Origin of the sequence: Mumia xiangluensis (assembly GCF_010994095.1) — a bacterium.
Lineage (GTDB): Bacteria > Actinomycetota > Actinomycetes > Propionibacteriales > Nocardioidaceae > Mumia > Mumia xiangluensis.
In genome coordinates this window covers 333,845-356,356 of sequence record NZ_WJYO01000002.1, presented here as the reverse complement: position 1 = coordinate 356,356, position 22,512 = coordinate 333,845, and the positions used below count along the sequence as shown (strand labels likewise).

Here is a 22,512-nt window from a genome sequence, read left to right as displayed (position 1 = left end):
CATGGACCGCGCCACGCGCGCCGCACAGCAGGTGGACGACCAGTTCTACCGTGTGCTGACGGTGCTGCGAGCCGTGACGCTGGTCTACGCCGTCGGCATCAACGCGGCTCGCTGGCGTGACTTCGAGCACCCGGGCGCGGCGTGGGTGCTGATCGGCGTCATGGTCGTCTGGTCGGGTGTCGTCACCTGGCTGTACGAGCCGCGCCACCGGGCGACGTGGGTGTTCATCGTCGACATGGCGATCACGCTGGCGCTGCTGCGATCGACCGAGTACACGCACACCGACGAGATGCTGGCCGCGCACACGTTCACCCTGACGACGTACTGGGTGACCACCGTGGTGCTCTGCTGGGCGGTGCGGTGGGGCGTCACCGGCGGCCTGCTCGCGACTGCGATCGTGCAGAGCGTCGACGTCACGATGCGTCCGTCGGTCAACTCGTCGACCGTCGGCAACATCTTCCTGATGGTGCTCGCCGCAATGCTCGTCGGCTACTGCGCGCACGCGCTGCGCGTCGCCGCCGTACGCCGGGTCGAGGCGGAGCGCCTCGCGGCGACCGCCGCCGAGCGTGAACGCCTCGCCCGTGCCGTCCACGACGGGGTTCTGCAGGTGCTGGCGCTCGTGCAGCGCCGCGGCGCCGAGATCGGGGGAGACGCCGCGGAGCTCGGCCGACTCGCAGGTGAGCAGGAGCTCGCGCTGCGGAGCCTCATCCAGTCGCGGGCACGCGGCGAGGTCGCCCTGGACGGCGAGCTCACCGACCTCGGGCAGGCGCTCGACCAGCTCGCGGGCCCGAAGGTCAGCGTCGCCACCCCGAGCCGTCCGCTGATGCTGCCGTCCGACGTCGCGGGGGAGATCGTGGACGCCGTGCGGGCGTGCCTGTCGAACTCGATCATCCACGGCGGCGTCGACACGTCGGCGTGGATCCTCCTCGAGACCGGCGACGGCCGGCTGGTCGTGAGCGTGCGCGACGACGGTCCGGGCATCCCGCCCGGGCGTCTCGAGCAGGCCGAGTCCGAGGGGCGGCTCGGCGTCGCCACGTCCATCAAGGGCCGTCTGCGGGACCTCGGGGGCACGGCCGAGCTGATCGACACGGCCGGCCAGGGCTGCGAGTGGGAGCTCTGCGTCCCGCTCGAGCAGATGCCTCCTGTCCCCCAGAAGCGATAGTGTTTCGCGCATGGTGCGCGTGATGGTCGTCGACGACCACCCGTTGTGGCGCGAAGGCGTCGCACGTGACTTGACCGAGGCCGGGCTCGAGGTCGTGGCGACCGCGGCCAACGGCACCGAGGCGATCAACCGGGTCCTCGCGACCCGGCCGGAGGTCCTTCTCCTGGACCTCAACATCCCGGCGCCCGACGGCGTCGAGGTGACGGCGACGCTCACCCAGCGCGGTCTCGACACGAAGGTCCTCGTCCTCAGCGCCTCCGGTGAGCAGCAGGACGTGCTCGACGCGGTGAAGGCCGGTGCCAGCGGCTACCTCGTCAAGAGCGCCTCCCGCGAGGCGCTGCTCGACGCCGTGCAGGCAGTGGCGCGCGGCGAGTCCGTCTTCACCCCGGGTCTCGCCGGTCTCGTCCTCGGCGAGTACCGCCGGCTCTCGGAGGCTCCGCCGACCGACGAGCCGGACGCCCCGCGGCTGACCGACCGCGAGACCGAGGTGCTGCGGCTGGTCGCCAAGGGCCTCACCTACAAGCAGATCGCCGAGCGGCTGGTGCTGAGCCACCGCACGGTCCAGAACCACGTCCAGAACACCCTGCGCAAGCTTCAGCTGCACAACCGGGTCGAGCTGGTGCGCTACGCCATCGAGCGCGGTCTCGACGACTAGCGTCCTCGATCGCCGGCCAGGGGTCAAAGCGAGCACGTCCCGCGCCACCGAGCGCCGGGGAGACGGAGGAACCCATGCGAGTCGGCGTCCTGACCGGCGGCGGTGACTGCCCCGGCCTCAATGCCGCGCTACGGGCCATCGTCCGCGCCGCAGCTCACGCCGAGCCCCTCGAGGTCATCGGCTTCCGCGACGGCTGGCGCGGCCCGCTCGACGGCGACACCCGGCCGCTCGGCGCGTCCGACGTGCTCGACGTGCTCGACCGTGGGGGCACCCTGCTCGGGTCCTCCCGCACGAACCCGATCAGCATGGACGACGGCATCGACCGGGTCCGGTCGGGGCTCGTCGCCGCCGGCTGCGACGCCCTGATCGCGATCGGCGGCGAGGACACCCTGGGTGTCGCCCACGCCCTCGCCGAGGCAGGTGTGGCTGTCGTCGGTGTCCCCAAGACCATCGACAACGACCTGTCGGCGACCGACGTGACGATCGGTCACGACACCGCCGTGGCGATCGCCACCGAGGCCGTCGACCGGGTCCGCACCACCGCCGAGTCTCACCACCGGGCGATCGTCGTCGAGGTGATGGGGCGCCACGCCGGCTGGATCGCGCTGCGCTCCGGCATCGCCGGGGGCGCCGACGCGATCTTGATCCCGGAGCAGCCGTTCGACATCGAGGAGGTCGTCGCCCGCTGTGCCCGCGTCACCGCCCGTGGCCGTGCACCCATCGTCGTGGTGGCGGAGGGAGCCGTCCCGCAGGGCGGTGAGGAGGTCCTCACGCGAGCCGGCACCGATGCGTTCGGGCACGTCCAGCTCGGCGGGGTCGGCGACCACGTCGCCGCAGAGATCGGCCGCGCGACCGGCGTGTCGACCCGCGCCGTCGTGCTCGGCCACCTGCAGCGCGGCGGCACGCCGACGGCGTACGACCGGGTGCTGGGGACGCGCTTCGGCCTGCACGCCGTCGACGCGGTCCGTGACGGCGCCTGGGGCTCGATGGTGGCGCTGCGGGGTGACGAGATCGTCCGCGCGCCGCTCGCCGACGGCGTGGGCAAGCTCAAGACGGTCCCGCCCGAGCAGTACGCCGAGGCACTGGCGCTGCTCGACTGAGCGGGCTGTCCGCCGAACGGGCACGGCGCGGGCGGCAGCAACCCCCGGCGTACCCTGGGACGGTGAGCATCCCGACCCTCGAGGAGCTGCGCGCGCTCGGTGCCGCGCAGCAGCCGACGTACACCAACCTTGCCGCGCGCGACGCCGCTGTGACGCGACTGCGCCAGATGCCGCCGCTCGTGTTCGCGGGGGAGGCCGACCAACTGCGCGAGAAGCTCGGCGCGGTGGCCCGGGGTGAGGCGTTCGTCCTCCAGGGCGGCGACTGCGCGGAGACGTTCGACGGCGTCAACGCCGACAACATCCGCAACAAGCTGCGCGTGCTGCTGTCGATGGCCGTCGTCCTGACCTACGCGGCCAGCGTGCCCGTCGTCAAGATCGGTCGCATCGCCGGCCAGTACGCGAAGCCGCGCTCCAGCGACACCGAGACGCGCGACGGCGTGACGCTCCCGGCGTACCGAGGCGACGCCGTCAACGGCTTCGACTTCACCCCTGAGTCCCGGGCGCACGACCCGCAGCGGCTGCTCGAGGTCTACCACGCGTCCGCGGCAACCCTGAACCTCGCGCGCGCCTTCACGCAGGGCGGCTACGCCGATCTCCGCAAGATGCACGCCTGGAACTCCGACTTCGTCCGCAACAGCCCGGTCGGCGCGCAGTACGAGTCGGTCGGCGCCGAGATCGACAAGGCGCTGGCGTTCATGGACGCGATCGGCATCGACCCCGACGAGTTCCACACCGTCGACTTCTACTCGTCGCACGAGGCACTGCTGCTCGAGTACGAGCAGGCGCTGACGCGCGTCGACTCGCGCACCGGCAGCCTGTACGACGTCTCCAGCCACTTCCTCTGGATCGGCGAGCGCACCCGGCAGCTCGGCGGCGCCCACGTGGAGCTGCTGAGCCGCATCGCGAACCCGGTCGGCATCAAGCTCGGTCCGACGACGACGCCCGACGACGCGCTGGCGTACGCCCGCAAGCTCAACCCGGACAACACCCCCGGCAAGCTGACGTTCGTGACGCGCTTCGGTGCTGACAAGATCCGCGACCTGCTGCCCGAGCTCGTCGAGAAGGTCACCGCGGCCGGCGTATCGGTCGCGTGGATCACCGATCCGATGCACGGCAACACGTTCGCGACCGACAACGGCTACAAGACGCGCGAGTTCGACGACGTCATCGACGAGGTTCGCGGCTTCTTCGAGGTGCACCGCTCGCTCGGCACGTGGCCGGGCGGCGTGCACGTCGAGCTGACCGGCGACGACGTCACCGAGTGCGTCGGCGGCGGCAGCAAGCTGTCGGCGGCGGACCTCGCGCACCGCTACGAGACGTTGTGCGACCCGCGCCTCAACCGCGCGCAGTCGCTGGAGCTCGCGTTCCTCGTCGCGGAGATGCTGCGCCAGCGCTAGTCGCCGGTCAGCCCGCGCGTCGAGCATTCAGCGCGGGCGGCGAGCGTTCAGCGCGGGCGGCGCAGGTCGACGCGGTGCTCGGGCCGGATCCCGAAGTACGCCGTCGGGCCGCCCCCGCGCAGCAGCGGTCGCGCCGCCGCGGTGTCGTACACGCCGTCGACCAGCAGGTCACGCGCGATGTGCACGCCGACGACCTCGCCGAGCGTGAGCCAGCTCTGTGCCGGCGTACCGTCGGCGGCGCTGAGGCGGATCACCTGCGACGTCCGGCACTCGAACGCGACCGGGCTCTCCGCGACGTACGGGACGTCCACGACGCGGCCCGGCACCGGCGTGAGGCCGCCGAGCTCGAACTCGTCGACGTCGGCGGGAACGACCGCGGAGGTGGCGTTCATGGCCTCGGCGAGGTCCTCGGTGACGAGGTTCCAGCAGAACGCGCCCGTCGACTCGGCGTTCGTGACGCTGTCCTTGGGGCTGGTGCTCGCGAACCCGATGATCGGCGGCGAGTAGGCGAAGGCGTTGAAGAAGCTGTACGGCGCCAGGTTCACGACCCCGTCGGCGCTGCGGGTCGAGACCCATCCGATCGGTCGGGGTGCGACGATCGCGTTGAACGGGTCGTGCGGCAGGTCGTGGCCCTCGCGGGGCTCGTAGAAGTGGCTGTCGGTGTCGGTCGGCACGTGGCGAACCTACGCGAGGTCGTACGCTGAGCAGCGTGCAGGTGCTCTCGATCCAGTCCTCCGTCGCGTACGGCCACGCCGGCAACAGCTCGGCCGTCTTCCCGCTCCAGCGCCTCGGCGTCGACACGTGGCCGGTGAACACGGTCGCGTTCTCGAACCACTCCGGGTACGGCGTGTGGCGCGGCACCGTCTTCGAGGCGGCGCAGGTGGCCGACGTCATCACGGGTGTGGGGGAGCGGGGCGTTTTCCCGAACCTCGACGCGGTGCTCTCCGGCTACCAGGGAGCGCCGGAGATCGCGGAGGTGATCCTGGACGCGGTCGCGAAGGTGAAGGCGTCGAACTCACGCGCGGTCTACTGCGCGGACCCGGTGATCGGCGACCGTGGCCGGGGTGTCTACGTGCGCCCCGGGATCGCGGAGCTCATGCGCGACCGCATCATCCCTGCCGCCGACATCACCACCCCCAACCAGTTCGAGCTCGAGCTGCTCACCGGATCGGCCGTCGGTTCGCTCGAGGAGCTGCTCGAGGCTGTCGACACGCTGCGGGCCCGCGGGCCGCGGATCGTCCTCGTGACGTCGGTCGAGGTGCTCGATCCGAGCGACGAGACCATCTCCATGGTCGCCGCCGACGACACCGGCGCGTACGTCGTGACGACACCGAAGCTCGAGATGAACGTGGTCGCCGGCTCCGGGGACGCGACCACCTCGATGTTCCTCGGCCGGCTGCTGCAGTCCGGGATGGACGTCCCCGATGCGCTGGCGAAGGTCGCGTCGTCGATCTTCGGGATCCTCGACCACACGCGCCGTACGGGTTCCGGCGAGATGGAGGTCGTCGCCGCGCAGGACGTCATCGCCAACCCTCCGCTCGAGTTCGCGGTCGACCGCCTCCGCTGATCCGGCGACCCAGGAGCCGGCCCGGCTACTGGGAGAGGTGCGGGACCTCGGCCTCGATGTGACGGCGCGGCGCCGCCTCGGCGAGGAGCATCGCGGCCAGCACCATCGTGCCGCCGACGAGCGTCCGCGTCGTCAGCGTCTCGTCGGTGAACCCGATCGCGAACGCGGCGGCGAACACCGGCTCCATCGACATGATGATCGCCGCTCGCGTCGCCGGCAGGTGCGCCTGCGCCCAGGTCTGGGCGAGCATCGCGAACGCGCCGGCGACGAGCGCCATGTAGATCATGCTGGTCCACTGCCCGCCGGTCTGCGGCAGCGTGAGCCCGTTCGGAGCGGTCAGCACGAGGCACATCAGCGAGATGACGGCCATCTGGACGACCGACAGCGCGTACGCCTCGCGGGCCGACGTCCACGCGCTGAGCATCACGATGTGCAGGGCGTAGAGGACCGCCGACAGCAGGGTGATGCCTTCGCCGAAGCCGATGGCGAGCCCGTCGAGCGACAGGAAGGCGAGGCCTACGGTCGCGACCGCCACCGCGATCCAGACCGGGGCTCCGATGCGTTGCCGGAGGACGAGCGCGGCGAGGATCGGGGTGAAGACGACGTACATCCCGGTGACGAACCCGGACACGCTCGCGTCGGTGTGGGCGAGGCCGACCGTCTGGAGGATCTGCGCTCCGCCGTACACGAGCCCGAGCACGGCTCCCCGGACGAGACTGGCCCTCGGGAGCGCGAGCACGGCCCGCGGGCGGATCAGGAACAGGGCCGCCGCCGCGATGGCGAACCGTACGGCGAGGAAGTCGAGCGGCGGCACGACGGCGACGAGGTCCTTGATGAGGAAGAACGTAGATCCCCAGGCCGCGGTGACGCTGAGGAGTGCCGCGGCGGCGAGCAGCCCGTACCGGCGGGTCGGGGCGGGCGTCTCGGTGCTCATGACACCGCCACGCGGTCCCGCAGGCTCGCCAGCAGCGTGATGTCCTCGGCCCACGCGTCGCTCGCGCCGGGTGTCTCGAGCACGAACGGCACCCCCACCGTCGCGGGATGCAGGAACATCGCCGCGAACGCCTCGACGCCGATGTGCCCGCGCCCGATCCGCTCGTGGCGGTCCTTGAAGCTGCCGCGCACGTCCTGGGAGTCGTTGGCGTGGACGAGCTGGAGCCGGTCCGGCCCGGCGACCTCGACGAGCCGGTCGAGGGTCGCGACGACGCCCTGCGGCTCGTCGAGCGGTTCGCCGGCGGCGAACGCGTGGCACGTGTCGAGGCAGATGCCGACCCGCGGGTGGTGGTCGAGCGCCTCGAGGTACGGGGCGAGGTCGTCGATGCGGGCGCACAGCGAGCGGCCCTGGCCTGCGGTCGGCTCGAGCAGGAGCGTCGGCGCGTCGTCGGGGAGCACGTCCAGCAGCGGGAGCAGCCCTTCGCGGACCTGCGCGAGCGCCTTGTCGTACGCGCCGTCGTCGACGCACGACCCGGTGTGCACCACGACGCCGCGGGCACCGATCGATGCGCCGCGGGCGAGGTTGTGGGCTACGGTCGCGACGGACTTCTCGTACGTCGTCGGGTTGGGGCTGCCGAGGTTCACGAGGTACGGCGTGTGGACGAACGCGGGGACCCCCTCGCTCTCGCACCGCTCACGGAACTGTGCGTCCTGGCGGGGGTCGCCGGCCGACGCCGCCCAGCCGCGAGGGTTTCCGACGAAGACCTGCAGGGTGTCGGCGCCGACGTGACGCATCGCCGGGAAGGCGCCGCGGGCGAGCCCGGGGCCGACCGGGACGTGCGACCCGATCGGGTTCCGGGCGTGCGTGACGGGAGCGGGCGCGGAGGGGGAGGGCACGACGCCATCCTACGGCGTACCGTCCGGACGGTATGAGGTCAGACGATGCGCAGCAGGATGGTGGTCCCCGGAGGAGCCTCGTCGCCCCCGCCGGGTGACTGGCGCGACACGAGGTTGCTGCCGAAGTGGATGCGTTCCTTCTCGACCTTGACCTTGAACCCGGCCGCCTCGAGGATCGCGCGCGCGTCATCGACGTTCTTGCCGACGACGCCGGGGACCTCGATCGGCTCCCGCCCGTCGGACACCGTGAGCGTGATGGTGTCGCCCTTGTACGCGGTGCCGCTCGCCGGGTCCTGCGCCATCACCTGGTCCTTGGGGACCTCGTCGTCGTACACCCGGTCGACCTCGACCTCGAAGCCGGCCTTGTCGAGCTTGGCCTGCGCCGTCTCGAGCGACTTGCCGGTGTAGTCCTTGACGGTCACGGGCTTGCGCCCCTTGCTGACGACCAGGTCCACCTCGGTGTCGGGCCTGATCATCCGGCCGACCGGCAGCGACGCCGAGATGACGTCGCCCGTGTCGACGGTGTCGCTGTACTCGCGCTCCACGTCGCCCACGATCGCCTTCACCTCGGCGAGAGCCGCCTCGGCCTCGTCCTCGGACATCCCCTCGACGTCCGGGGCGGCGTAGCGCTCCTTGCCCTTGGAGATCGTCAGGGCCATCGTGCCCTCGGGCAGGATCCGGCCTCCGGGCTCGGGTTCGGTCGACACGACCGAACCGCGTGGCACGGTCTCGCTGAACTCCTGGCCGGCGTCGTCGACGGAGTAGCCCGCGCGCTGACCCTCGGCACGGGCCTGGGCGACCGTCATCCCGAGCAGGTCGGGAGCGGAGTCGTAGCGGGCGACGCCGTACCACCAGCCGAAGGTCGCGGCGAGCACGGCGACGACGAGGACGGCGATCAGCATCCGCCGGCCCCGCCGGTGCTTGTCCTCGAACCGGGTGGACGCACGGTTGCCCGCGCGGGTGTGCTCGACCGGCGGGGCAGGGATGCCGGCCGCGTCACGGGTGACGGCGCGCGTCGCCTCGTAGCCGGTGGCGTACGCCTCGGGCGGGCCGGGGCGGTAGAGCGCGGTGGAGTCATCCGGGACCGTCTCGGTGTACGGGGCGGCCATCACGGCGGCCGCCGTGGGGGTGGCGTCGGCGTCGGGCCAGGACTCCGGCCAGCCCTCCGGCGCGGGCCAGCCGTCGGGCCCGGCCATCGACGCAGCGACGCGGTGAAGCTGCAGGTCCTGGGTGAGGTCGACGTCGTCGACGAGCTCAGCCTCGAGTGCGGACCGCACGCGGCGTACCTGGTGCAGGAGGACCCTGGCGTCGGCGGAGCGCTGGTCGCGGTCGCGGGCGGTCGCGCGGGCGACGAGCGCGTCGACGTAGGGCGGGATGCCGGTCACGAGCGTCGACGGCGCGGGCACGTCCGCGTGCACGTGCTGGTAGGCGACCTGGATCGGCGTCTCGCCCGTGTGGGGCTTCTGGCCGGTCAGCATCTCGAACATCACGGCACCGACCGCGTACACGTCGCAGCGCGCGTCCGCGCCCTCGTTGAGGACGAGCTCGGGCGCGAGGTACGAGACGGATCCGATGAGCACGCCGGTGGTGGCCTGGGTGTTCGGGGTGATCGCGCGGGCGAGACCGAAGTCGGCGACCTTCAGCTGGCCGCTCGGCGTGATGAGGACGTTCTCGGGCTTGATGTCGCGGTGGATGATCCGGGCGTCGTGCGCGGCGGAGAGGGCGACGAGCAGGGGGTCGATCAGCGACAGAACCCGGCGCGGCGGGAGAGGAGCCTCGCGGCTGATCACGTCGCGCAGGGTGTGGCCGGGGACGTACTCCATCACCAGGTAGAGGACCCCGGCGTCGTCACCCTGGTCGAACACCGCGACGACATTCGGGTGGCTGAGCCGTGCGGCGGCGCGTGCCTCGGAGCTCAGGCGCTCGCTGAAGTCGATGTCGGTGTCGCCGCCCTGCATGACCTTGACGGCGACCGTGCGATCGAGCCGGGTGTCGGTGGCGAGGAACACGGTGCCCATGCCGCCACGGGCCAGGATCTTGCGGAGGTAGTAGCGACCGTCGAGGACCCGCCCCACCAGATCGTCGTCGCGCGTCGTCACGGTCACCTCCTCGTACGTCGTCGGGGTCGGCGACCGTGCAGGCAGGCCAGCACGGGCGGAACGGCCCCGCATCAGTGTAGGTGAGCGTCCGTGCCGACCGAGGGAGGCGGAGCGGCGCGGCCGTGGGACTCTTGTCTCATGGCTGACGACACGGCACCGGCATCGACGACCCGAGCGCAGCTCGACGACCTCGTGGAGGAGTGGCTGTCGCTCGACGAGGCGGCGGAGCTGCTCGGCACGACCGTGAGCCGCGTGCGCCAGAAGGTGCGCGAGCGCGACCTGCTCGCCGTCAAGAGTGCGGCGTCATCGCAGCCTCGGGTGCCTGCGCTGCTGTTCGTCGACGGCCTGCCCGTCGACGGCCTGCGGGGGACGCTCGTCCTGCTGGGAGACGCGCGCTACACCGACGACGAGGCAGCCGTCTGGCTCTTCACCGCCGACGAGACGCTGCCGGGACGTCCCGTGGACGCGCTCCGCGAGGGGCGCGGGCGCGAGGTCCGGCGCCGCGCGCAGTCGCTGACGTTCTGACCCTCAGGCGTTGCGGCGTACAGCGCGGGCCGCGAGGTCGGAGAGCACCTCGACCCACGGGGCCAGCGGCGCGAGGGTGAGCGCGGCCGCGGCCTGGTCCTCCAGCGCCGCGATGTCGTCCTCGAGGTGCGCCAGGGCGCCAGTGTCACGGATCACGTCGCGGAGCCGGTCGACGGCCGCAGCCGTCAGGTCGGGGTCGCCGAGTCCGAGGTCGAGAGCAGCGCGCTGCTCGAGGTCGGCGCGTGAGTAGGCGTGCGCGACGAGGACGGTCCTCTTGCCCTCGCGCAGGTCGTCGCCGGCGGGCTTGCCGGTGACCGCCGGATCCCCGAAGACCCCCAGCACGTCGTCGCGCAGCTGGAACGCCTCGCCGACCGGGAGCGCGTACGCACTGAGTGCGTCGATGGTCTCCGGACCCGCGCCGGCGAGCGCAGCGCCGAGGTGGAGCGGGCGCTCGACGGTGTACTTCGCCGACTTGTAGCGGACGATCCGCATCGCCTCGTCGACGGAGGTCGCGCCGATCGCCTGGCCCACGAGGTCGAGGAACTGGCCGGAGACGACCTCGGTCTTGCAGGCGTCGAGGTAAGGGGTGGCACGCGCGACGACGTCAGGGGAGAAGCCCGACGTCCGGAACATCTCGTCCGACCACGACAGGAGCAGGTCGCCGAGGAGGATCGCCGCACCCACGCCGTACGCGTCGGGGTCACCCGACCAGCCCGCCTCCCGGTGGGCGATCGCGAACGCGGCGTGCGCGGCGGGCTTGCCGCGACGGGTCAGCGAGGCGTCGACCACGTCGTCGTGGACGAGCGCGCTCGCCTGCAGGAGCTCGAGTGCGGCGGACGCGCGGACCACGGCCGCGTCGTCTCCCGATCCGCCGCCGACGGTCCAGCCGGCGTGGCAGAACGCCGCGCGGAGCCGCTTGCCGCCGGTCGTCGCGGCCGTGGCGGCGTCCACGAACGGACCGAGACGGGGGCCGAGGGGAGCGAGTCGCTCGCGCTGCGCGGCCACGAATGCGTCGAGGTCGGCACCGACCCGGGTCGCGAAGTCCGAAGGGGCAGTCACGTCGTCACCCTACCGACGTCCCAGGAAGCGGCCGGCACCCCGGAGGGACCGCCCGGCATCGCTACAGTGGCCCCATGTCGACGCCACGCCGACTCAGCGAGGACATCGCCGCGCCTGCGCCGAGCTTCTCGTTCGAGTTCTTCCCCCCGAAGACCGATGCCGGTGAGCGCGCCCTCTGGACGGCGATCCGGCAGCTCGAGACCCTGCGTCCCACCTTCGTCTCGGTGACGTACGGCGCTGGTGGCTCGACGCGTGACCGGACGGTGCGCATCACCGAGCGGATCGCGACCGAGACCACACTGCGCCCGATGGGCCACCTCACGTGCGTCGGGCAGACCCGCGACGAGCTGCGGAACGTGCTCGGCCAGTACGCGGCCGCCGGTGTCCGCAACATCATGGCGCTGCGCGGCGACCCGGTCGGCGGGCCGGGCGCGCCCTGGACGCCCCACCCGGGTGGTCTCGACCACGGGGACGAGCTCGTCGCCCTGGTGTCGGGTCTCGGTTCCTTCTGCATCGGCGCGGCGGCCTACCCGAAGGGGCACCGCGAGGCACCCGACCTCGACGCCGATGCCGACGTGGTCGTGGCCAAGGCGAGAGCTGGCGCGGAGTTCGTCGTCACCGACTTCTTCTTCCTCGCCGAGGACTACTTCTCGCTCGTCGACCGGGTCCGTGCTCGTGGCTGCGACATCCCCGTCGTGCCCGGGATCATGCCGATCACCAACCTCGCTCAGATCAAGCGGATGGCCGAGCTGTCCGGCCACCCGGTCCCCGCGTCCGTGGTGTCGCGGCTCGAGCCGTGGGCCGACGACGCGGACGGCCTGCGCTCCGAGGGCACGCTGGTCGCGACCGAGCTGTGCGACGCGCTCCTCGAGGGCGGCGCGCCGGGCCTGCACTTCTACACGCTCAACCGGTCGAGCGCGACGCGCCACATCTACGAGAGCCTCGCTGTCGCCCGGGTGTGACGTACGACACGCCGGGTGAGACAACCTCCGGCGCATGACCCCGTCCGGTGCGATCCTGAAGAGGTGACTCGGGAGCAGCACCGCAAGCGGGGGATGCTGGTGCTCGGCGGACTGATCGGGGCCGCCGTGTTCGTCGGCTGCGCCTACCTGTACCTCACCGAGGGAGTCCGCGGGGACGCCCTCGTGGTCGTGTGGTGGGCGAGCGGCCTGGTCGCTGCGGCGTTCGGCGTGGCCGCGTGCACGGTCGAGGACGACGGCATCGAGCGCCCCCGCTACCTCCTGTCGATCCTGCGAGGGCTGCGGCAGGAGTGGTCCCACTCCGAGCCGCGACGTGGGAGCTCCGCCTCCCGCCCGCTGAACCACTGAGCCTGTCTCACGGACGCAAGGTCTCCGCGGCCGCAGCGGTTCCCATCGCCACCAGCTCCGTCGAGGGTCCCGGGTGGGCGTTGACGCCGACGCGCAGGAGCCCGGCCGGCCCTGTGCCGACGCCCGGCAGCGTGAACGCCGTGCGCCAGCCGGACCACTGCCAGCCGTCGCGCGCGCCGAACCGGCGCGCGGCGTCACCCGGCCCGAGGTCCTCGCGTCGCTCGACGTGGTCGCCGACGTCGATCCCGGCCCGCCGCATCGTCACGACCGGATCCTCTGCACCGGTGTGCTCGACGGTCCACGCCTGGCCCGGCCCGGTGTGCGTCGCGCTCGGCATGATGCGGACGGGAGTGCCGTGGACGACGGTCTGCTGCGCGAGCACCGGCGCGTACGGCCCGAGCCCGAGGTAGGTGCGCGCTGACGGGACACGGGGAAGCGCGTCGGTCTCCTCGTGCCCGCCGGGCCCGGTCGGTGCCGCCCACACGACGACGTCGGCAGGGACTGTCCCGGTGTCGGTCACCACGCCGGTGACGGCGCCGTCGGCGGCGACGACATCGCGTGCGCGGACGCCGAGCCGTACGTCGACACGGCGTTCGTCGAGCCTGCGCTCGAGCGCGGCGAGGAGCGCGGTCGTACCCCCTTCGATCCGCCAGCGGCCGAACGACCGCTCCACCAGGTCGTACGTGCCGAGGAACGCCGGCATCAGCCGCGGCTGCTGACCGTCGAGCAGGTGCCGGTCGAGCACCATGGAGCGAAGGTGGGGGTGGCGCAGCCCGCGGCGCGCTGACCGGTCGAGCGACGCGCGCGGCCGCAGCGTGCGCCACTGGTCGCGGTCGAAGGACGAGCGCCCGTCGAGACGACCGCCGAGCGCGGTACGACGCAGCACCTCCCACACGGGGTCGAACCCGTCGACCCACCGCGTCCAGCGCGCGCCGGTGCCGCTCCCGAGGACGGCGTCGATCGCGTCGGTCTGCGCGCCGCGGCTACCGGCCGGGAGGTCGAGGGCCAGGTCGCGGTCGAACACGTGACGGCGGGCGACGGGGAGCGAGGACAGCTCGAGCACGCGGTCGATCGGCCGGCCCGACTTCTTGAAGAGGTCGCGCACCGTCGCCGGCAGGGTCAGCTCGGACCAGCCGTGGTCGTACGACCAGCCGTCGACCTCGTACGGCCTGAGCTGGCCGCCGACGTGGTCGTCGGCCTCGAGCAGGACCACGCGGTGCCGCATCTTCGCGATCCGGACCGCCGCCGAGATGCCTGCGAAGCCGCCGCCGACCACCACCACATCGCTCACGCGGCCAGGCTAGCGACACCCCTGTCGGGAAGACGCAGGCGGCGGACGGCGTTGGCCCAGGTGTGAGCACCCCTGACCTGTCATCCCTGTCCGTCCTCGACCTGTCTCCGATCGGTTCCGGGCGCCCCGCGTCGTCCGCTCTCCACGAGTCCGTGGCGCTGGCGGTCGAGGCCGACCGGATCGGCTACCACCGGTACTGGCTGGCCGAGCACCACTCGATCCCGAGCGTCGCCAGCTCGGCGCCGCCGGTGATGATGGCCACGGTCGCGGCCGCCACCGAGCGGATCCGGGTCGGGTCCGGCGGCGTCATGCTGCCGAACTGGTCGCCGCTCGCGGTCGCGGAGTGGTTCCGCGTCCTGGAAGGCCTGCACCCCGGACGCATCGACCTGGGCCTCGGGCGCGCGCCCGGCACGGACCAGCTGACCGCGTACGCGTTGCGCCGCAGCGCCGAGGCAGTGACGTCCGACCAGTTCCCCGCGCTGTACGCCGAGCTCCGGGCGTACGCCGACGGCTTTCCCCCGGACCACCCGCTCGCGCCGGTGCACGCGATCCCGACCGACGTCGCCCTGCCGCCGGTGTGGATCCTCGGCTCGAGCCTGCACGGTGGTCCGGCGGCGGGGGCCCTCGGCACCGCGTACTCCTTCGCCGGGCACTTCGGCGCGGCCGACCCGGCCGAGGCCGTACGCCTCTACCGCGAGTCCTTCACGCCGTCCGCGCAGTGGCAGGAGCCGCGCGTGATGCTGGGCGTCGCCGCGATCGTCGCCGAGACCCGCGAACGTGCCGAGGCGCTCGCGCTGGCGGCGGAGCTCGTGATGGTGCGCCTCATGCAGAACCGGCCCGGGCCCGTCCCGACGCCGGAGGAGGCGGCGGCGTACCCGTGGACCGCTGCCGAGCGGCAGCTGGTCCAGCGGCGGCGTGCCATGACCAGCGTGGGGACGCCTGCGGAGGTGCGTGAGGACCTCGAGCGGCGCCGCAAGGAGGCCGACGCCGACGAGCTGATCGTGACCACGACCATCCACGACCCGGAGGAGCGGATCGCCTCCTACCGGCTCCTCGCCGACGCGTACGCCGGGGCGTGAGAGGCCGGTTCCGGTGGTCGGAACACTCAGCCAGAACTGAGTAGGAGCGCTCATGGCGCGTGCGCGCGCCGCAGGCCACACTGGAGGGGACGCTGCCCGTCCGGCTCGCGTCGGGGGTCGAGCCGGGCGGGCAGCCCTATGTCCTGGGTCAGGCGACCTCGGTCGGTGTGCCTCCCGTGAGGCTGACGAGCTGGGCGTACGACGTCGCGAAGACCGCGTGCGGGTGACCCGCGGCGGCCCACACCACCGCATGGGCGGCCAGGGCGACGTCGACGAACGTCCTCAAGGGTGTCGGATGGCCGACCGGAGCGACGCCGCCGATCACCTGACCGGTCGCCGCGCGCACCGTCTCGGGACGCGCACGCTCGAGCGGAGGCAACCCGTGCGCAGCAGCCAGTGCCTCGGTGTCCACGCGGTGCGCCCCGCTGGTCAGCACGAGCACCGGCTCGCCGCCGGCGTCGAAGACGAGGCTGTTGGCGATCGCGCCGACCTCGACACCGAGCGCGTCGGCAGCCTCACGAGCCGTCCGGGCGGAGTCCGGGAGGACACGGACGACCTCGTCGACGACCCCGTGCTCAGCGAGCGCGGAGACGACCTGCTGGATCCTCGGGTGGCTGGTGTCCACGTGCTGACCGTACTCGGCGGGGAGGTCAGTCCCAGGCGCCGTAGACCGTCACCTTGAGCGGCTTGCTCGCCGTGATCGCCCACAGCTGCTTGGCGTCGGGGATGTAGAAGTTCACGCACCCGTGGCTGTGGCCGACGAACGGGTCCATCATCAGGTACGAGGCGTGGAGCGCCTGGCCGCCGGAGAAGAACTGCGCGTACGGCATCTTCGCCTCGTAGATCGAGCTGACGTGGTTCTTGCTGCGGAAGAAGACCGAGAACTTGCCGGTGCGGGTCTTCGCGGAAGCGGCGCCACCGCGCACGAGCCACGTGTTCCAGAGGGTCCCGCTCTTGTAGAGGACCACCTGGTGGCGCGAGCGGTCGTAGCAGGCGTTCCAGCCCGAGGACTTGCAGCGCTTCGGCATCTTGGCCTTGCCGCGGACGGTCTTCGCGAGGAGGACCCTCCAGGTGGCCGAGGTCGCGACTCCGCTGCGCTTGAGGCCATGGCGCTTCTGGAACTTCTTGACGGCCTTCTTGGTCTGCGAGCCGTAGGTGCCGCTCACCGAACCCTTGAAGACGCCGGCCCACCGGAGGCGGTACTGGAGCTCGCGCACGTGCTTGATCGAGTGGACCGAGGTGTCGCGGTCGCCCGGTCGCGTCGGCGCCCGGTAGAGCCGCGAGGTCGTCTTCGCCGCAGCTGCCCGGGCGGAGTCGGCGGCTGCCGGGGCAGCGGCGACGGCCGTGGTCGGCACGGGCGCGGCCGATGCCGTCCCGCCCATCGCGACGACGCCAGCGAGGACGAGGCCTGCCGAGCTGGCGAGGGCAGTGAGGCGAAGCATCCGGGTCCTTCCGAGTAAGGAATCGGGGGCGTGCCGCCCCGTGCGGACAAACAATAGCCCGTGCTGTGGCGTACGCGAGTGCGCCTGCCTAGACTGGAGCCGAAGGTCCGGCACCAGCCGGTCGAGTTCAGGGAGGCCCGTCGTGCCGCTCTCAGAGGAAGAGCAGAGACTGCTTGAGCAGCTCGAGCAGGCTCTTGCTGCTGAAGACCCCCGTCTGGCATCGACCTTGCGGGGCTCCAAGCTCCGGGCTCGCGCCCGTCGCGTCATCGTCTTGGCCTGCGTCGGCTTCGTCGTCGGCCTGGCCATGCTCATGACCGGAGTGATCACTGCGACGACCCCGCTGGGCGTCGTCGGCTTCGCCTTCATGGTGGCCGGCACCTACTTCTTCCTCACCACGTGGCGCTCGCGCGACGCCGAGGGGCCCGCCGACCAGGCGCAGCGGCCACCGACGGCAGGTCCGCGACCGTCCAGCAGCCGCGGCGTCTCGTCCGACTCGTTCATGCACCGCATGGAAGAGCGCTGGAAGCGCCGTCGCGACTCAGGTTCCTGATCCGGCCTCTCCTCCGGGTCCGCCCCGCTCTGCGTGACATGACCGCGGGCCGGGCGGTCACTCCTGCAGCGTGAGGACCTGGTCCTCCTGCGCCGTCGTCCGGCGGTCGACGGGCACCAGCACCGATCGCGGCAGCGCCCACGCGGCGACTCGCCGGCGCCGTGAGGCCGTCGCGGCCATCGCGGTGCGAAGCCGGCCGACCACGGCCGACAGGTCCTCAGGCTCGTACGCCGGCGCGTAGCGGAGCAGCTCGACCGCGCTCACGAGGGTGTCGAGGTCGTCGACCGCGGACGCGTCGTCGGCGAGACGGGTCCGAAGCGGAGCGGTCGCCGACCGCGGCGATGCCCCTTCCGTCCAGCCGATCCCGAAGTCGGCGGCCGTGTCGCGGACCTCGGCCCACGCGTCCTCGACCGCGGCAGCGGGATCGTCGTGCCGCGCGGACCGCCCGCGCCGCCGCACGCCTCGGACCGTGCCCGGCACGACGAGGCCGATGAGCGTGAGGGCGGCGAGGACGAGAACGAGCGGGCGCCACGACCGCGTGCCGCCGGACTCGTCGGAGGCACTGGTGGAGTCCCCGCGCGCCTCGGAGCCCGCAGGGGACTCGGTCGCACGCGCGGTCGGCGCCGCCGTCGGGGACGGCACCGCTTCCTCCTCGGTGGTGCCTGCGGCGAACTGCGGGGGTGTGTACCCGTTCCCGCCGGGGGTGGGCTCGAAGCCGACCCATCCGATGCCGGCGAAGTAGATCTCGGGCCAGGCGTGCATGTCGGTCCCGCGGAACTGCCACGACCGGGGTGCTCGGCCGGGCTCGCCGGCCAGGAAGCCGATCGAGACGCGCGCCGGGATGCCGAGCGAGCGTGCCATCATGGCCATCGCGGTCGCGAACTGCTCGCAGTAGCCGACCCGGTCGTCGGTCAGGAAGCTCTCGATCGTCTCCATCCCCGAGCCGGAGCCCGCCTCGAGCGAGTACTCGAAGCCCCCGTCGCGCCGGAACCAGCGCTGGAGCGCCTCCACGCGGTCGAAGTCGTTCGTCGCTCCGGCCGTCACCTCCTCGGCACGCTCCTGCACCACGTCCGGCGTCGCCGCGGGAAGCTCGACGAACGCCGACATCGTCAGCGTCGACGCGGGGGCGATGCGCAGCTCGCTCTCGGTGGGCCTCACGATCTGTGCGTCGAACCCGTAGGTCTCGCCGGCGAACGAGCCGAGCCTCCCGGTCCGGGTGATGTCGAGCATGCTCCGGTTGATCTCGATGCCCTCGGGATCATCGACGCGGAGCGCTGTCGGTGCGTAGATGTGGGGGAGCCAGAACGAGTCGAAGCCGGGTGCGACCGCGGCCGCGTACCGGAGGGTGCTCGTCCGCACGCCCGGGTTCAGGCCGGGGATCGCCGGCAGGTCGTCGCCGAGCTGCTGGCCGGCGCCGACCCGGTCGCCGAGCGACCACCCGCGTTCTCCGACCGTCTGGAGCGTCGCCAGACGGAGGTAGCGCGGCGCCGGCGTCCCCGGCTCGGCCTGCACGGTCACCATCACGTCGTTGCTCTGCCCGCGGAGGTTGCGGCGCATGTCGAGGATCGGGTTGGCGAGACCGCTGCCGTTGCCGGACCCGCTGCCGTCGCCGCCACCGGAGAAGAGGTCCTGCGACGCCGCCGGCGCGAGCAGGGGGACCACCAGCGCGACCGCGATGGCGCCGAGCCCGATGCCGATCGCGGGGATCGCGCCACGGAGGTGGGCGACGGCCGTGTCGAGCGGGTCGGCGCTCCCGACGCCGACGCCGGGGACCTGTGGCCCCCACGAGCGCGCGTCGTCGTGCCGGGTGACGACGAGCAGCCCGGCGTACGCGGCGGCGCCGATGACGAAGACGCCCGGCCGTACGTCGCCGGCCAGCAACGTGGCCGGGATCATCATCACGGCCAGCACCACCAGGCCGAGCGAGGGTGTCCAGCGCAGCTCGACCGCCAGGACGTCGATCACGAGCGCCAGCACGACGACCAGGGTGGCGAGCGTCGCGGTCAGGGAGTCGAGGTCGGGCACCGGTGCCGCGTAGCGCTGCGCGTGCGTGTACGTCGCTGCGCCGATGGCCTGGGCGCGCTCGAGCGTCGCGGGCGTGGGGATCACCCCGGCGAGGCCGGTGCCGCCGCCGTAGGCGAAGGTCAGCCAGCAGACGGCGACGACGCCCTCGACGGTCGTCACGATCGTGCGCGACCCGCGGACGGCACGAGCGGACGCGCCGGCGGCCAGCACGACGGCGGCACCCAGGGCCCCCTCGGGCAGGAAGCCCGAGTCGACGGTCAGCGGGACGAACGTGGCGCCGACCGCGACGGCGAGCAGCCAGACCCAGGTGGCGACCCAGAAGGGATGGAGCATGCGGGCACTCATCCGACCGTGTCCTTCGTCGACTGCAGGGCCAGGGCCTGCCAGGCGCCGCTGACCGTCTCGCCGCCACCGACCGCGGTCGCCACCCACCCGCGTGCGCGTGCCGACGTGGCGAGTGCCAGAGCGCCGCCGGAGCCCGCGTGGTCGCCGTGCAGCCACCGGTCGTCGTCGAGCACGAGCGCGAGCCGCCGCCCCGCGGTCGTCGAGCACAGGTCGATCTGGTCGAGGCTCTCAGGGTCGGCGCCGGTCACGATGGCGACGACGATCCCGCGGGAGGTGAGGACGTCGGCAGGCACGTGCCCGCTGCTGCGGCGGATCGAGGGACCGACGGCGGCCAGCTCGTCGAGGATCAGGCCGAGCGAGTCCGGAGCCGAGTCGTGCGAGTCCGTCGCGTCGGTGACGAGACGGACGTCCCAGCCGTTGCCGGCGAAGTGTGCGGCGACCGAGGCTGCCGCCGACACCGCCCACTCGAACGTGCCGTCGAGGCCCCGGCGGTGGACGTCGCGCCGGGTGTCGAGGTAGACCGTCACGTCGGCGTGGCGGCCCTCCTCCTCGCGGCGCACCATCAGCTCGCCGGTGCGTGCCGTCGTACGCCAGTGGATCCGGCGGAGGTCGTCGCCGACGCGGTACTCGCGGACCGACGTGTCGTCGGCGCGGCCGGTGGACCCGAGGCGTACGAGGTGCTCGCCCGCCGTGCTGCCGACCCCGCCCGCCCACAGACGGCCGAGACGGTGGACGGTGGGCGTGACGACGAGCGGCGTCGTGCTGTGGAAGGTCTTGCGGACGGAGAGGAACCCGAACGGGTCCCCGATCCTGACCGAGAGCGGTCCGAGGGCGTAGATCCCGCGCCGGCGTGCGGTCAGCCGGTAGCGAGCCGAGCTGTGCCAACGGCGGCCCGTGGACTCGACGGCGAAGCGACGACCGCCGCCGAGGGCGTCCGGGAGCTGGTCCTCCAGCAGGAGCATGCCGCTGCCTCCGCGGCCGCTGCCGGTGACCTCGAGCGAGACCTCGGCCTCGCCGCCTGCGGACGTCCTCGACGGCGAGACGGTCCGGGTGGTGCTGACCTGGCTCCGGCCGTGCGCGACCACGAGGACGGCCAGCAGGGGGAGTGCGAGGGCGAACGCGCCCATCCGGACGAGGACGTCCAGGCCGAGGACCACGCCACCCAGCGTCACGGTCGCGCCCCCGGCGAGGAATCCCCGCCCTCGGGTGGTCAGGGAGCCCAGCGTGCCGCGCATGTCATCGTCCGGGCTCGGGCACGCGGACCTCGGCGAGGATCTCGCGTACGACGTCGTGCGCCTGCCACCCGGCGACGACGGCATCGGGCGACAGCAGCAGACGGTGGGTCAGCACGGACGGCGCGAGGGTGGCCACGTCGTCGGGCAGCACGTACGGCCGGCGTTCGAGCGCGGCACGGGCACGCGCCGCACGCACCAGGTGCAGGGTCGCGCGGGGCGAGGCGCCGAGGCGGACCCGCGCCGACGTCCGGGTCGCGGTCGCGATCGCCACGGCGTACTCCTCCACGGCCGGCGCCACGTAGATGGTGCGGACGGTGGCGACGAGGTCGGCGACCTGCTTCACGTCGGTGACCGGGAGGAGGTCGGCGAGCGGGTCGGAGCCGCCGTGCTCGCGCAGCATGGCCGCCTCGGCCTCGGCCGACGGGTAGCCCATCGCGACGCGTGCCATGAACCGGTCCCGCTGCGCCTCGGGCAGCGGGTAGGTGCCTTCCATCTCGAGCGGGTTCTGGGTGGCGACCACCATGAACGGGTCCTGCAGCGGGTACGAGGTGCCGTCGACGGTGACCTGACGCTCCTCCATGCACTCCAGGAGGGCGGACTGCGTCTTGGGCGAGGCTCGGTTGATCTCGTCTCCGACCACCACGTTGCCGAAGACGGCGCCCTCGCGGAACTCGAACGTGCGGGTCGCGGGATCCCACACCGAGGTGCCCGTGACGTCGCTCGGGAGCAGGTCCGGCGTGAACTGGATGCGGCGCATCGAGCCGTCGATCGAGCGGGCCAGGGCCTTGCTCAGCATGGTCTTGCCCACACCGGGGACGTCCTCGAGGAGGAGGTGGCCGCCTGCGAGGAGGACGACGACCGCCGTGCGTACGACGTCGGTCTTGCCGACGATCACCGTGCCGATGTTGTCGACGAGGCGCTGGGCCGCGACGACGAGCTCTTCGCTCTGGTCGGGCCCGGGCGGCGCCGCGGGCTCTCGGCGAGGTGTCGTCGTCACGGATACCTCCTGCAGTCTGCACGTCGGTGGGCGTCCGTCTCGCATGCCCCGTGGGTGCCGAGACTACCTGCGCGGTCCCAACGGGTGCGCCGGATCACGAGAGGGGTGCGCCGCTTCCCCCACCCACGCTCCACTCTTCACCATCTCGCGGTCGTGGGCGAGGCGAATGCCTCAGAACACAGGCATCGGCGCCTGGTGCGCCGGGAGCGGGATCGCCGGCGGTGGGGCGCGCAGGGGCGCGCGGTGGAGCGTTTCGGCTTGACGGTGGGGAGTCGTGGAGTAGAGTGGCGCAAAGTGGAGCAACCCACGGAAATCGTCGGCATCGGGGGCCGGCGGCGATGAGACGGGGGAGTTGACGTGCGATGTTCTTCGGCACCTACACCCCTCGCCTCGACGACAAGGGTCGGCTCTTCCTCCCCGCCAAGTTCCGCGACCGACTCACGGAGGGCCTCGTGCTGACGAAGGGGCAGGACCGCTGCATCTACGTCTGGCCGCAGGCGAGCTTCGCGGAGTTCAGCGACCGGATCAGCAAGACGCCGTTCACCAACAAGGCGACCCGTGACTTCGTCCGCGTGCTCTTCTCGGGCGCCTCGGACGAGGTCCCTGACAAGCAGGGACGCATCACGGTCCCCGCCCCGCTGCGCGAGTACGCCCGCCTCGACCGCGACTGCGTCGTAGTCGGAGCGATGGAGCGGGTCGAGATCTGGGACGCGACGCGCTGGTCGGAGTACTCCGACGCACAGGAAGAGAGCTTCGCCACCTTGTCGGAAGAGGTGATCGAAGGACTGCTCTGAGGCTCGTCCGTCGAGGCCTCTGGGCCGCTTGC

At 72.5% G+C, this 22,512-nt stretch carries 22 protein-coding genes; 11 read left to right on the top strand and 11 right to left on the bottom strand.

All coding sequences use genetic code 11. The features are described 5' to 3' along the window. Position 1: 1 nt before the first annotated feature. From macS to GH747_RS07795, 4 genes are all read left to right on the top strand, one after another. On the top strand, positions 2-1,162 hold the full coding sequence (gene macS, locus GH747_RS07810) for a MacS family sensor histidine kinase (protein ID WP_149769020.1): 1,161 nt from the start codon (positions 2-4) through the stop codon (positions 1,160-1,162). 10 nt (positions 1,163-1,172) lie between these two features. Then, on the top strand, positions 1,173-1,817 hold the full coding sequence (locus tag GH747_RS07805; protein ID WP_149769019.1) for a response regulator: 645 nt from the start codon (positions 1,173-1,175) through the stop codon (positions 1,815-1,817). Between the two features lie 74 nt (positions 1,818-1,891). Further along, on the top strand, positions 1,892-2,917 hold the full coding sequence (locus GH747_RS07800) for an ATP-dependent 6-phosphofructokinase (protein WP_149769018.1): 1,026 nt from the start codon (positions 1,892-1,894) through the stop codon (positions 2,915-2,917). Positions 2,918-2,979: 62 nt separating this feature from the next. Further along, complete coding sequence (locus GH747_RS07795; RefSeq protein ID WP_149769017.1) at positions 2,980-4,314, top strand: class II 3-deoxy-7-phosphoheptulonate synthase; 1,335 nt, start codon at positions 2,980-2,982, stop codon at positions 4,312-4,314. 47 nt (positions 4,315-4,361) lie between these two features. On the opposite strand, the gene GH747_RS07790 is transcribed toward GH747_RS07795, so the two are convergent. Continuing rightward, positions 4,362-4,988, bottom strand: coding sequence for a flavin reductase family protein (locus GH747_RS07790; protein ID WP_149769016.1), 627 nt, complete (start codon positions 4,986-4,988; stop codon positions 4,362-4,364). A gap of 35 nt (positions 4,989-5,023) precedes the next feature. Between GH747_RS07790 and pdxY the strand changes: the two genes are divergently transcribed. Then, positions 5,024-5,881: a pyridoxal kinase PdxY gene (gene pdxY / locus GH747_RS07785; RefSeq protein WP_149769015.1), complete on the top strand. Its 858-nt coding sequence runs from the start codon at positions 5,024-5,026 to the stop codon at positions 5,879-5,881. 25 nt (positions 5,882-5,906) lie between these two features. On the opposite strand, the gene GH747_RS07780 is transcribed toward pdxY, so the two are convergent. The 3 genes from GH747_RS07780 to GH747_RS07770 are packed head-to-tail and all read right to left on the bottom strand — an operon-like array spanning position 5,907 to position 9,810. Continuing rightward, a complete protein-coding gene (locus GH747_RS07780; RefSeq protein ID WP_149769014.1) occupies positions 5,907-6,815 on the bottom strand; it encodes a DMT family transporter in 909 nt (302 codons plus the stop codon). Continuing rightward, the gene (locus tag GH747_RS07775) at positions 6,812-7,711 is read right to left on the bottom strand and encodes a deoxyribonuclease IV (RefSeq protein WP_149769013.1); all 900 of its coding nucleotides are present in this window, start codon (positions 7,709-7,711) and stop codon (positions 6,812-6,814) included. Before GH747_RS07775 ends, GH747_RS07780 begins: the two co-directional genes overlap by 4 nt. A gap of 38 nt (positions 7,712-7,749) precedes the next feature. After that, the gene (locus GH747_RS07770) at positions 7,750-9,810 is read right to left on the bottom strand and encodes a Stk1 family PASTA domain-containing Ser/Thr kinase (protein ID WP_228552825.1); all 2,061 of its coding nucleotides are present in this window, start codon (positions 9,808-9,810) and stop codon (positions 7,750-7,752) included. 138 nt (positions 9,811-9,948) lie between these two features. Here GH747_RS07770 and GH747_RS07765 point away from each other — a divergent pair, with 138 nt between their 5' ends. After that, positions 9,949-10,335, top strand: a complete 387-nt coding sequence (locus GH747_RS07765) for an Rv2175c family DNA-binding protein (protein ID WP_149769011.1) — start codon at positions 9,949-9,951, stop codon at positions 10,333-10,335. Between the two features lie 3 nt (positions 10,336-10,338). Here GH747_RS07765 and GH747_RS07760 read toward each other — a convergent pair whose 3' ends face one another. Continuing rightward, complete coding sequence (locus GH747_RS07760) at positions 10,339-11,394, bottom strand: polyprenyl synthetase family protein (RefSeq protein WP_149769010.1); 1,056 nt, start codon at positions 11,392-11,394, stop codon at positions 10,339-10,341. 74 nt (positions 11,395-11,468) lie between these two features. On the opposite strand from GH747_RS07760, the gene metF reads away from it, so the two are divergent. Both metF and GH747_RS07750 read left to right on the top strand, forming a co-directional pair. Then, positions 11,469-12,356, top strand: a complete 888-nt coding sequence (gene metF, locus GH747_RS07755; RefSeq protein WP_149769009.1) for a methylenetetrahydrofolate reductase [NAD(P)H] — start codon at positions 11,469-11,471, stop codon at positions 12,354-12,356. A gap of 63 nt (positions 12,357-12,419) precedes the next feature. Next, entirely contained in the window at positions 12,420-12,722 is a 303-nt protein-coding gene (locus GH747_RS07750; protein ID WP_149769008.1) for a hypothetical protein, read from the top strand. Positions 12,723-12,729: 7 nt separating this feature from the next. Here the strand turns inward: GH747_RS07750 and GH747_RS07745 are convergent, their stop codons facing one another. Further along, positions 12,730-14,013: a phytoene desaturase family protein gene (locus GH747_RS07745; RefSeq protein ID WP_149769007.1), complete on the bottom strand. Its 1,284-nt coding sequence runs from the start codon at positions 14,011-14,013 to the stop codon at positions 12,730-12,732. 62 nt (positions 14,014-14,075) lie between these two features. On the opposite strand from GH747_RS07745, the gene GH747_RS07740 reads away from it, so the two are divergent. After that, positions 14,076-15,092, top strand: coding sequence for an LLM class flavin-dependent oxidoreductase (locus GH747_RS07740; RefSeq protein WP_228552824.1), 1,017 nt, complete (start codon positions 14,076-14,078; stop codon positions 15,090-15,092). A 148-nt stretch (positions 15,093-15,240) separates the two neighbouring features. On the opposite strand, the gene GH747_RS07735 is transcribed toward GH747_RS07740, so the two are convergent. Both GH747_RS07735 and GH747_RS07730 read right to left on the bottom strand, forming a co-directional pair. Continuing rightward, positions 15,241-15,717 (bottom strand): YbaK/EbsC family protein, encoded by a 477-nt coding sequence (locus GH747_RS07735; protein WP_149769006.1) that lies wholly within the window; start codon positions 15,715-15,717, stop codon positions 15,241-15,243. Positions 15,718-15,742: 25 nt separating this feature from the next. Next, the gene (locus GH747_RS07730; RefSeq protein WP_163695392.1) at positions 15,743-16,534 is read right to left on the bottom strand and encodes a L,D-transpeptidase family protein; all 792 of its coding nucleotides are present in this window, start codon (positions 16,532-16,534) and stop codon (positions 15,743-15,745) included. 142 nt (positions 16,535-16,676) lie between these two features. Here GH747_RS07730 and GH747_RS07725 point away from each other — a divergent pair, with 142 nt between their 5' ends. Next, complete coding sequence (locus tag GH747_RS07725) at positions 16,677-17,084, top strand: DUF3040 domain-containing protein (protein WP_163695389.1); 408 nt, start codon at positions 16,677-16,679, stop codon at positions 17,082-17,084. Between the two features lie 57 nt (positions 17,085-17,141). Here the strand turns inward: GH747_RS07725 and GH747_RS07720 are convergent, their stop codons facing one another. From GH747_RS07720 to GH747_RS07710, 3 genes are read right to left on the bottom strand one after another with little or no spacing between them, the layout of a single operon-like run. Continuing rightward, the gene (locus GH747_RS07720; protein ID WP_163695386.1) at positions 17,142-19,442 is read right to left on the bottom strand and encodes a transglutaminaseTgpA domain-containing protein; all 2,301 of its coding nucleotides are present in this window, start codon (positions 19,440-19,442) and stop codon (positions 17,142-17,144) included. Between the two features lie 8 nt (positions 19,443-19,450). Continuing rightward, complete coding sequence (locus GH747_RS07715) at positions 19,451-20,689, bottom strand: DUF58 domain-containing protein (protein ID WP_163695384.1); 1,239 nt, start codon at positions 20,687-20,689, stop codon at positions 19,451-19,453. Between the two features lies 1 nt (position 20,690). After that, positions 20,691-21,686: an AAA family ATPase gene (locus GH747_RS07710; RefSeq protein ID WP_377036012.1), complete on the bottom strand. Its 996-nt coding sequence runs from the start codon at positions 21,684-21,686 to the stop codon at positions 20,691-20,693. A 362-nt stretch (positions 21,687-22,048) separates the two neighbouring features. Here GH747_RS07710 and mraZ point away from each other — a divergent pair, with 362 nt between their 5' ends. Beyond that, the gene (gene mraZ / locus GH747_RS07705; RefSeq protein ID WP_149769000.1) at positions 22,049-22,480 is read left to right on the top strand and encodes a division/cell wall cluster transcriptional repressor MraZ; all 432 of its coding nucleotides are present in this window, start codon (positions 22,049-22,051) and stop codon (positions 22,478-22,480) included. Positions 22,481-22,512 lie beyond the last annotated feature (32 nt).